Source organism: Porphyromonas crevioricanis (assembly GCF_900167225.1).
Lineage (GTDB): Bacteria > Bacteroidota > Bacteroidia > Bacteroidales > Porphyromonadaceae > Porphyromonas > Porphyromonas crevioricanis.
The window spans coordinates 42,646-51,829 of the sequence record NZ_FUXH01000006.1 but is presented as its reverse complement, the minus strand read 5'-3'; the positions used below and the strand labels follow the sequence as shown (position 1 = coordinate 51,829).

Genomic DNA, 9,184 nt, shown 5'->3' with positions numbered 1-9,184 from the left:
AAGGTTTTATTTCGTTGCCTCATCGCAATTGATGAGCCCTGCTCCATGGGCGGTGTCGAATCCACTGCTTCCAAGGTCAATGGATGTTGCAGCTATTGCTCGTTTGATTTTGGCGACTCTTTCCGAGGCCGGAACTTTTTCGAAATGTTGTGTCAGCAATGCAGCCAGACCAGCAACGTGCGGACAAGCCATACTGGTCCCTGATTTCAGGCCATAAGAGTTGCCGAGTATCGTAGAGTTAACTCTATACCCGGGAGCCACGCAAGTGACAGGGTTCCAGTCGGAATGTCTCGTTCCTCTGGAAGAGAAATATGCGATGGTACCTCTCTTATCCACTGCTCCCACAGCAATTGGGCTAGCATTAGGGCGACCCTTTATAAAGGAATTGGCAGGGCAGTTTACCCAAGGGAATTCCGGATTATCAAAATCATTCCCTGCAGCTACAACAACTGTTATACCCTGATTTTGGCATCTCTCTATCGTCGATGCGTAGGCCACTGAGGGACCATTTAACGATCCTAAGCTCAAGCTGGCTACATGGATGTTGTTCTTGAGACACCATTCCAATCCCGCTATTATGTGGCTATCCCTACCTGCTCCATTTTTATTCAACACTTTTACTGCATAGAGATTAGCCCCTGGTGCTACACCCACCACTCCGGATGAATTGTTTTTTGCTGCAACAATACCGGCACAGTGGGTTCCGTGGCTATGATCATCACTGTAACTGCTCACTCCTGGAACAAAAGAAACACCTCCGGATATCGAAAGGTCTACGTGAGAGGCAATGCCTGTATCCAGGATTGCTACATTCACGCCCTTGCCGGTGATTTTTCTATTCCATGCGGAAGGAGCTTGTACCAAGGAGATGTTCCAAGGAGTGTCCTGATACTCAGGTGGAGTGTAAGGTTCATACCCTCTGTTGGGGATGTTCCTCAATAGGGATTGATACACGTCATTCATTATTTTGCGCATGATCTCCCTTTTCCATGGACTGATGAGGGGGGGGAAAGGTGGCACGGGTCTTACAGGTCGCTCGGGTTTCATAGGAGGCCAAGGCTTGGGCAAAGGCCTGAACCACCATGGAGGTGTCGGACAGGGATCTCCCGGGATGGGTCCTGGGATAGGTCCTGGACGAGGTATTTTATGAGGGGGGCGGATTGGTATATTAGGCCTCAAGATACCGTCTGGGATTCTGTTCCGCCTAGCTGATATCTCCTCCCCTGCATCTTCATATCCTTCATCGGCATACCTCCCTTCTAAACTGTAGTCTGATTCGTCGTAGGCCCTTTCTAACAGACTTTCCAATAGGTCTTGTTCTTCTTCGCTGAGGTAGGATACGAAGACTTCTCTATCTTCTTCCACAGCTAATACCTCTTCCTTGCGTTGCAATTCAGCGACTTCAGTCTCTGACAAATCCAGCATAGAAACACCCATCTTCTCGAAGTGCAGGACATCCGATCCTCCCGGAGCCTTTTCCTGACTCAAGATTTCGATGCCGTCTTTACACTTCGTCTTGGGGATTCCCAAAACACTCATCGCATCTTCCTTGCTCACGTTCCCACTGGTGTAGGTGACTAGATACGTTTTCTTCTTTTCCATATTTTCTCTTATTATGTCGTTATGTGCTCCTCCTTGTTCTCTCTTGAGGAGAAGCTTTTTGTATTCTGCTCCAAGTTGATCGGATTTGTATACCCCGACCCTATCTAGATTCTCTTATTCCGATCTCTTTTTCTTTCTCTATGGCAAATGTATGTATGTTTTTCATATATCAAACAAAAAAGATTCGCTCTGGGGCGAATAAATATCCGAATGGATAAAAAATGGCTTTTTGTTGGTATTTTTGTTCGTACAGCTAAAGCTCAATCGCCAATTCCTCTTTTTTTATCTCAATAACTCTCTGTCTGTGCCAATCAAGAATAGAGTGATTGGGGGGATATTCTTCCGTAGTACATTGATTTTTAGGCTCATCAAAAATGATAGCGCCGTTTATTTGTGTACCTTTGCAGTCGAAACTTAGAGTGTGAAAAAATAAAGCATTACAAAATTCATGAATGTAATCAGTAAGACGATAGTGTTGCCGGATGGGCGTGCTATTACTATTGAAACCGGCAAGTTGGCTAAACAGGCTGATGGTGCCGTGACAGTAACCATGGGTAATACGGTACTCTTGGCTACTGTTTGTGCAGCCAAAGATGCAAATCCTGGCTGCGACTTTATGCCTTTGCAAGTAGAATACAAAGAGAAATATTCGGCATTTGGCCGCTTTCCTGGAGGCTTTACCAAAAGAGAGGGTAAGGCATCGGACAATGAGATTTTGACTTGTCGCTTGGTGGACCGGGCTTTGCGTCCTCTTTTCCCGAGCGATTATCACGCAGAAGTGTTTGTCAATGTGATTCTGTTTTCTTCCGATGGTATAGATATGCCTGATGCATTGGCTGGTTTGGCTGCTTCGGCAGCCCTGGCTGTCAGCGATATCCCATTCGAAGGCCCTATTTCGGAGGTGCGTGTAGCTCGTGTTAATGGGCAGTTGATTATCAACCCTACATTTGAGCAGCTTGAGAATGCCGATATCGATATGATGATCGGGGCTACGGAGGAGAATATCATGATGGTGGAGGGCGAAATGGAAGAAGTGCAGGAGAGTGAAATGCTCGAGGCAATCAAGTTCGCACATGAGGCCATCAAGCAGCAGTGTCGAGTTCAAAAGGAACTTGAAGCCGCTGTCGGAAAAGTTGAAAAACGTGTTTACTGTCATGAGGTAAATGATGAAGACTTGCGCAAACTCGTGCACGATGAGTGTTACAGCAAGGCTTATGCAATTGCTACATCCGGAACTGACAAGTTTAGTCGTTCCGAGGCATTCGAGGAGATTGTGACAACATTCAAGTCTCGCTATACAGAGGAAGAGCTGGCGGAAAAAGAAGAGATGATCAACCGCTATTACCATGATGTAGAAAAGGAAGCGATGCGTCGCGCTATCTTGGACGAAGGTAAGCGTCTCGATGGCCGAAAGACAACTGAGATACGGCCTATCTGGATAGAAACGGCATGTTTACCTGGCCCTCACGGATCAGCTATTTTCACCCGAGGTGAAACCCAATCTCTTACCACTGTTACATTGGGAACCAAAAGTGACGAAAAGCTTGTGGATGACGTCCTTAATCGCTCCTATGAAAGATTTTTGCTGCACTACAACTTCCCTCCTTTCTCCACAGGAGAGGCCCGTCCTCAGCGTGGTGTGGGGCGTCGCGAGATAGGTCATGGTAATTTGGCTCACCGGGCTCTCAAGCGAATGATTCCGGCTGATTATCCCTATGTGGTGAGAGTTATGAGTGATATATTGGAGTCTAATGGCTCAAGCTCCATGGCTACTGTTTGTGCTGGAACTTTGGCTCTTATGGATGCTGGTGTAAAGATCAAAAAACCTGTGTCTGGTATTGCCATGGGTTTGATCTCTGAAAATAAGGGACAGAATTATGCTATCCTGTCCGATATTCTCGGAGATGAAGACCATTTGGGAGATATGGACTTCAAGGTGACCGGTACAAAAGATGGTATCACGGCTACCCAGATGGACATCAAGGTAGATGGGCTCAGCTATGAAATCTTGGAGAATGCTTTGGCACAAGCCAAGGCTGGACGTATGCATATCCTGGGTAAGATTACAGAAGCTATGCCTGCTGTTCGTGAAGATCTGAAGCCCCATGCTCCTCGTATCGAGGTTCTCCACATCGCCAAGGAATTTATCGGTGCTGTTATTGGCCCGGGTGGAAAGATTATTCAGGGTATTCAGGAGAAGAGCGGAGCTTCTGTGAATATCGAAGAGCTAAATGGAGAAGGAGTAGTTGAGATCAGTAGCAATAATAAGGAATCTTTGGAGGCTGCTTTGGCTATGGTCCGCTCTATCGTGGTAATGCCGGAGGTGGGAGAAACCTATCATGCCAAGGTAACTTCCGTGATGTCTTATGGATGTTTCGTGGAGTTTCTCCCCGGCAAAGAAGGCTTGCTGCATATTTCCGAAATTGATTGGAAGCGTTTCCAGACAATAGAGGAGACCGAGTTGAAAGAAGGGGATGAGTTGGATATTAAACTGCTTGACATAGATGCCAAGACAGGTAAGTTCAAGCTCTCTCGCAAAGCTTTGATACCTAAGCCAGAAGGCTATGTGGAGCCACAGAGACGGGAGCGTCCGGCTCGTACTGATCGTCCCGACCGTGGAGGAGAGAAGGATGGTGGAGACCGTCGTTATTCTCACCATAGATAATACACGTATAGGCAAAGGGGATTATCTGCATCCCAGTAGAGAATAGAAAGGGAAAGGGGGTGCCACAAAATAGAGATTTGTGGCACCCCCTTCTTCTTGGGAGAAAGGATATGTTTCAGGGGAGGAAGGAGTCCCGTGCAACAGTTTCATTGCAATGTCTCAGTCAAGATGTTACCTTTGCTCTCAGATCAATCTGTACACAATTCGATGCAAAGAACTTCCAGTCTCTATGGAGCAGCCGCGACCTATGGCCTTATTTTTGGAGCTTTTTGGGTGATTAAGTATGTCTTCTTTATGAGTGCTTTCAGGTCACCCCTGTTGGGTCTGCTCTATTTGCCTCTTACATCTTTGGACCCCGTAGTTGCCTACTATCTGACTCGGCGATATCGCAATAGTTTGCCAGAGAGAGCTTTCAGTTTTGGCCAAGGCTGGCGTTTCGGGGTTTTGTTATACTTTTTTGCTGCCATATTGGTTTCGATACCTCACTATTATTTCTACCACAGTATATTGCCACAACATTTACCCTTGTTTATGGAGCAAATGGAGGAGGTTCTACGGCCAATGATGGACTCTTCTGTGTGGGAGGAAATGCAGAGAAACCTAACTTCTACCTCTCCGATCAAACGGGTGATCAATGATATTTGGAGTAACTGTATTTGGGGGATCCTTCTCTCTCTGCCCGTTGCTGCCATACTCAGACGCAACTGATTTTTCCTTGTTTTGTGTATGTGGACAAGAAGTGTTAAATGGCTATGCTAGATGTATCAGTAGTTATTCCTCTGTATAATGAGGCCGAATCTCTTCCGGAACTGGAGAGCTGGATTCGTCGAGTGATGGAAAGCAATCACTTGAGCTATGAGATCATATTTGTCGATGATGGAAGTAAGGATAATTCCTGGCAAGTGATTGAGCAACTGAGCCAACTCAATCCGGCTGTACGAGCAATCCGATTTCGGCGCAATTATGGTAAGAGTCCCGGCTTGCATTGTGGTTTTGCTCGGGCTGAGGGAGAGGTCGTAATAACTATGGATGCCGACTTGCAGGATAGTCCAGAGGAAATCCCCGGCTTGTATCGCATGATTACGGAGGAGGGATACGATTTGGTGAGTGGTTGGAAGAAAAAACGCTATGACCCGAAGTTTAGTAAGAATCTTCCTTCAAAGCTTTTCAATGCCTCAGCCAGGCGTATTTCCGGAATACATAATCTGCATGACTTCAATTGTGGCCTTAAAGCATATAGAAACAATGTGGTAAAGTCTATCGAGGTCTACAACGATATGCACCGATACATCCCCTATTTGGCCAAGGAGGCCGGATACACACGCATTGGAGAGAAAGTGGTACAGCATCAGGCTCGCAAGTATGGTAGTTCTAAGTTTGGTATCAATCGTTTTTTTAATGGGTATTTGGATCTGATCACGCTTTGGTTTACTTCTTCTTTTGGTAAGAAGCCAATGCACTTTTTTGGTTTTCTCGGATCTCTGGTCTTCTTGCTCGGCTTTATTGCCTTGTTGATTGTGTTGATTATCAAATTTGTCGCTATCATACAAGGAACCACTGCTCCCTTAGTAACCGATAGACCCTATTTTTTCATTTCTCTCACTGCAATGATCATAGGTTCTCAACTTTTCTTAGCTGGTTTTATAGGAGAGCTTATCAGTAGACAGGCTGCCGATCGTAATGCTTACAAGATAGAGCATGAGATTTGACTGCGAGTGAGGCAAAAGATCATAAGAAACATGAATAGTAGGGAGTGGGTGAGCTTTGGCAGGCCGACTCCTCTTGTAGGGGTTGCGAAAAATAGGCCTGCGTATTCTCATGCATGTTGAGAGGTTTTCGTTGGTTTATCCTCCCTCAATTAAATATTCGCTACTTTTGCCTCGATTGGGAGTCTTGTTTCGGACCTGAGTCGGGAGAGAATAAAAAAACAGTCTTCCCTCGAAGTCTCGGAGACAGGACCTGATGAGTATTCATGCATTTGTAATAGAAGTAAGAATGGACAAGATTAGTTATGCGCTCGGTCTGAGCATTGCCAATAACTTTAGAGCTACCGGTATAGAGACAGTCGATATGGACGAATTTGTACGTGCTATGAATGATGTGATGCACGGAAAACAGACTGCAATCACTTATGAAGAAGCACAACAGGTCCTGAATAGTTTTTTTGCTGCTTTGCAGGAGAGAGTAAAAGATCAGAATAAAGAGGCCGGAAAAGAGTTTCTTAAAATTAATGGAATGAAACGAGGTGTGACTACAACTGAGACAGGTCTGCAATATGAAATTCTGGTCAAAGGGGATGGTCCCAAACCGAAGCTCGAAGATACTGTGCGTTGCCACTATCATGGTACGCTAATCAATGGAGAGGTTTTTGACAGCTCTAAGCAAAGAGGAGAGCCAGCCGAATTCCCCCTCAAGGGGGTTATTTCAGGTTGGACTGAAGTCTTGCAGTTGATGCCTGTTGGCTCTACCTGGCGTGTCACTATCCCAAGTGAATTGGCGTATGGCGAGCGTGGAGCAGGATCCTCCATTGGTCCCAACTCAACTTTGATTTTTGATATTGAGCTGCAAGCAATTGTTTGAGCTAATTTTATGTAGAAAATAATTATTGACTGATAAATAAGGATTTATATGAAGCGAATTTGTTTCCTATTGGCTTGTTCTCTTTGTGTGAGTGCAGTCTGTATGGTGGCTTCTGCTGCCAATCCCAAGAAGAAAAAGAAAGATGCAATAGTCTTGAAGACGCAGATCGACTCTGTGGCTTATGCGATAGGGGCTTTGAATGGAGAGGGCTTTAGACGCAATCTTGAGGAATTCCCTGGAGATTCTCTCGATTTTGCTCTGGTGATGAAATCTTTTCAACAGGCTTTTGAGGGTAGTGATGTTCTGATTTCTCAAGAACAATCCAAGACATTGGTGTCGGACTACTTTCGTCGTATGCAGGAAGTAGAGGAGAAGGCTCATAAGGCAGAGAATGAGGCCTTTATGTCTGAATACAAGATGCAGGAAGGTGTGAAAACAACAGCCAGTGGATTGGCGTATAAGGTTATTTTTGAAGGGAATGGACAAAGACCGACAGTTCAGGATACTGTTGTTGTGCACTATGTGGGCAAGACAATCGATGGCAAAGAGTTCGATAGTTCTATTTCGAGAGGAGAGCCTGCTACTTTTGCCCTGCTTCAAGTGATCCCGGGTTGGACCGAGGGGCTTTGCCTGATGAGTCCGGGAGCTAAGTACGAGCTCGTGATTCCTCAAGAGTTGGGTTATGGTAGCAGAGGTGCCGGAGGTATGATTAAGCCTTATTCCACCCTCGTATTTGAAGTAGAGTTGTTGGAAGTGAAACCGTATGTGGAGCCAAAAGGCTTAGTGGAAGTATCGGCAGACAAAGACTGAATGTTGAGTTAAAGAGTAAACTTTTTGTTCCTCTTCAGATTTTGATATTAGGTTGCTCTTACTCCGAGAGAGAATGATAAGTAAATAGTATGAAATCAACTGATAAAAAGATTATGAAAAAAGTATTTGTTGCGGCTGCAGCCGGTTTGATGTTTATCGGTGTGGCTTGTAATCGTACAGTTACTCCAGAGGCACCCAAGACTGCCGAAGATAGTTTGTCTATGGCCTGGGGTGTATTTGATGGATCTCAATGGATGCAGAATCTTAAGATCTCTGCACAGCAGAAGCGTCCAATTGACTCTATGGCCTTTTTCAAAGGCTACGAAGAGGGGCTGAACGACACAACTCGTTTTTCTTATTTGGTGGGAGCCATCACTGGTGTGCAGAGGCGTATGTCTATAAAGAATGATACAATTGATTATGCGAAATTCTTGGCATCATTTCGTGCTGCACTCTTTTCCGATTCTACTAACGTGTTGATGACTCCAGAGGATGCTCTCTCTTATATTCGTGCCAATGAGGAGAAGAAGCAAGAGCGTGAGCTGCGTGCGCAGTATGGCAAGAATATCGATGCTGGGAAAGAATTTATCGCCAAATACTGCAAAGAGCATTCTGATTGCAAGAAAACCAATTCAGGATTGATCTACCGTGTGATTGCTGAAGGTACTGGCGATGCCATGCCGAAGGATGGTCAGGTTGTTAAGGTGAAGTATGTGGGAACAACCATAGATGGTAAGGAATTTGACAAGAATGAAGATGGAGCGGAATTTGGCTTGGGTCAGGTAATTCCAGGCTGGACAGAGATGCTCAAGCTGATGAAGAAGGGTCAAAAAGTGGAATGCGTAATTCCTCAAGAGCTGGCTTATGGCTCAAGAAGTGTTTATCTCATAGAGCCTTTCAGTACACTTGTTTTTACAGTGGAACTGCTTGACTTCAAAGATGCTGAATAAAGTCGCATAATAGGGTTTTCCCTTGGCTCCCAGTCAAGAGCCTCGGAGGAGAGTTCGTTCTCCTCTGAGGCTCTTTGTCTTTCCTTTTTGAGCTGGCTCGGAACCCTTTATGGACAAATGCTTACCTTTGCGCGGATTTTAATCTATGCGGATGCATATGTATGTAGAAGTTCTTAAGTCAAAAATTCACAGGGCTGTAGTTACCGAGGCTAATCTTTCTTATGTGGGAAGTATTACCATAGATCAGGACCTGATGGATGCGGCCCGCATTCTGCCGGGGGAGAAAGTGCAGATAGTAAATAATAACAATGGGGCCAGGCTGGAAACTTATGTGATTGCTGGTCCTCGGAGGAGTGGCGTGGTCTGTCTCAATGGAGCAGCTGCTCGCTTGGTACAGCCGGGTGATATTGTAATTATCATGGCTTATGCCTGGATGTCTCTGGAAGAAGCCAACGACTTTGAGGCTTCTGTGGTTTTCCCTATGCCGGGAAATAAACTTCCGCAGTAAGTGAGAGATATCCGAAGAGTTAGGTCTTTTTAGACCCTGTTGTAGAAAAATAAAATCTAACCAGTATAC

At 45.4% G+C, this 9,184-nt stretch carries 8 protein-coding genes; 7 read left to right on the top strand and 1 reads right to left on the bottom strand.

All coding sequences use genetic code 11. The features are described 5' to 3' along the window. Positions 1-6: 6 nt before the first annotated feature. Positions 7-1,602: a S8 family peptidase gene (locus B5D48_RS04795; protein ID WP_023935684.1), complete on the bottom strand. Its 1,596-nt coding sequence runs from the start codon at positions 1,600-1,602 to the stop codon at positions 7-9. A 448-nt stretch (positions 1,603-2,050) separates the two neighbouring features. Between B5D48_RS04795 and pnp the strand changes: the two genes are divergently transcribed. The 7 genes from pnp (at position 2,051) to panD (ending at position 9,115) form a co-directional block, all read left to right on the top strand. Continuing rightward, a complete protein-coding gene (pnp, locus tag B5D48_RS04790) occupies positions 2,051-4,267 on the top strand; it encodes a polyribonucleotide nucleotidyltransferase (RefSeq protein WP_023935678.1) in 2,217 nt (738 codons plus the stop codon). 207 nt (positions 4,268-4,474) lie between these two features. Continuing rightward, complete coding sequence (locus tag B5D48_RS04785) at positions 4,475-4,975, top strand: DUF4199 domain-containing protein (protein ID WP_036888275.1); 501 nt, start codon at positions 4,475-4,477, stop codon at positions 4,973-4,975. Positions 4,976-5,019: 44 nt separating this feature from the next. Further along, positions 5,020-5,976, top strand: coding sequence for a glycosyltransferase family 2 protein (locus B5D48_RS04780; protein ID WP_036888274.1), 957 nt, complete (start codon positions 5,020-5,022; stop codon positions 5,974-5,976). Between the two features lie 286 nt (positions 5,977-6,262). Further along, positions 6,263-6,847: a BamJ family beta-barrel-assembly machinery protein gene (locus B5D48_RS04775; protein ID WP_023936950.1), complete on the top strand. Its 585-nt coding sequence runs from the start codon at positions 6,263-6,265 to the stop codon at positions 6,845-6,847. Between the two features lie 48 nt (positions 6,848-6,895). Next, positions 6,896-7,657: a BamJ family beta-barrel-assembly machinery protein gene (locus tag B5D48_RS09300; protein WP_023936949.1), complete on the top strand. Its 762-nt coding sequence runs from the start codon at positions 6,896-6,898 to the stop codon at positions 7,655-7,657. Between the two features lie 113 nt (positions 7,658-7,770). Further along, on the top strand, positions 7,771-8,607 hold the full coding sequence (locus tag B5D48_RS04765; RefSeq protein ID WP_036888272.1) for an FKBP-type peptidyl-prolyl cis-trans isomerase: 837 nt from the start codon (positions 7,771-7,773) through the stop codon (positions 8,605-8,607). Positions 8,608-8,764: 157 nt separating this feature from the next. Beyond that, positions 8,765-9,115, top strand: coding sequence for an aspartate 1-decarboxylase (panD, locus tag B5D48_RS04760; RefSeq protein WP_023941348.1), 351 nt, complete (start codon positions 8,765-8,767; stop codon positions 9,113-9,115). The last annotated feature ends 69 nt before the right edge of the window (positions 9,116-9,184 follow it).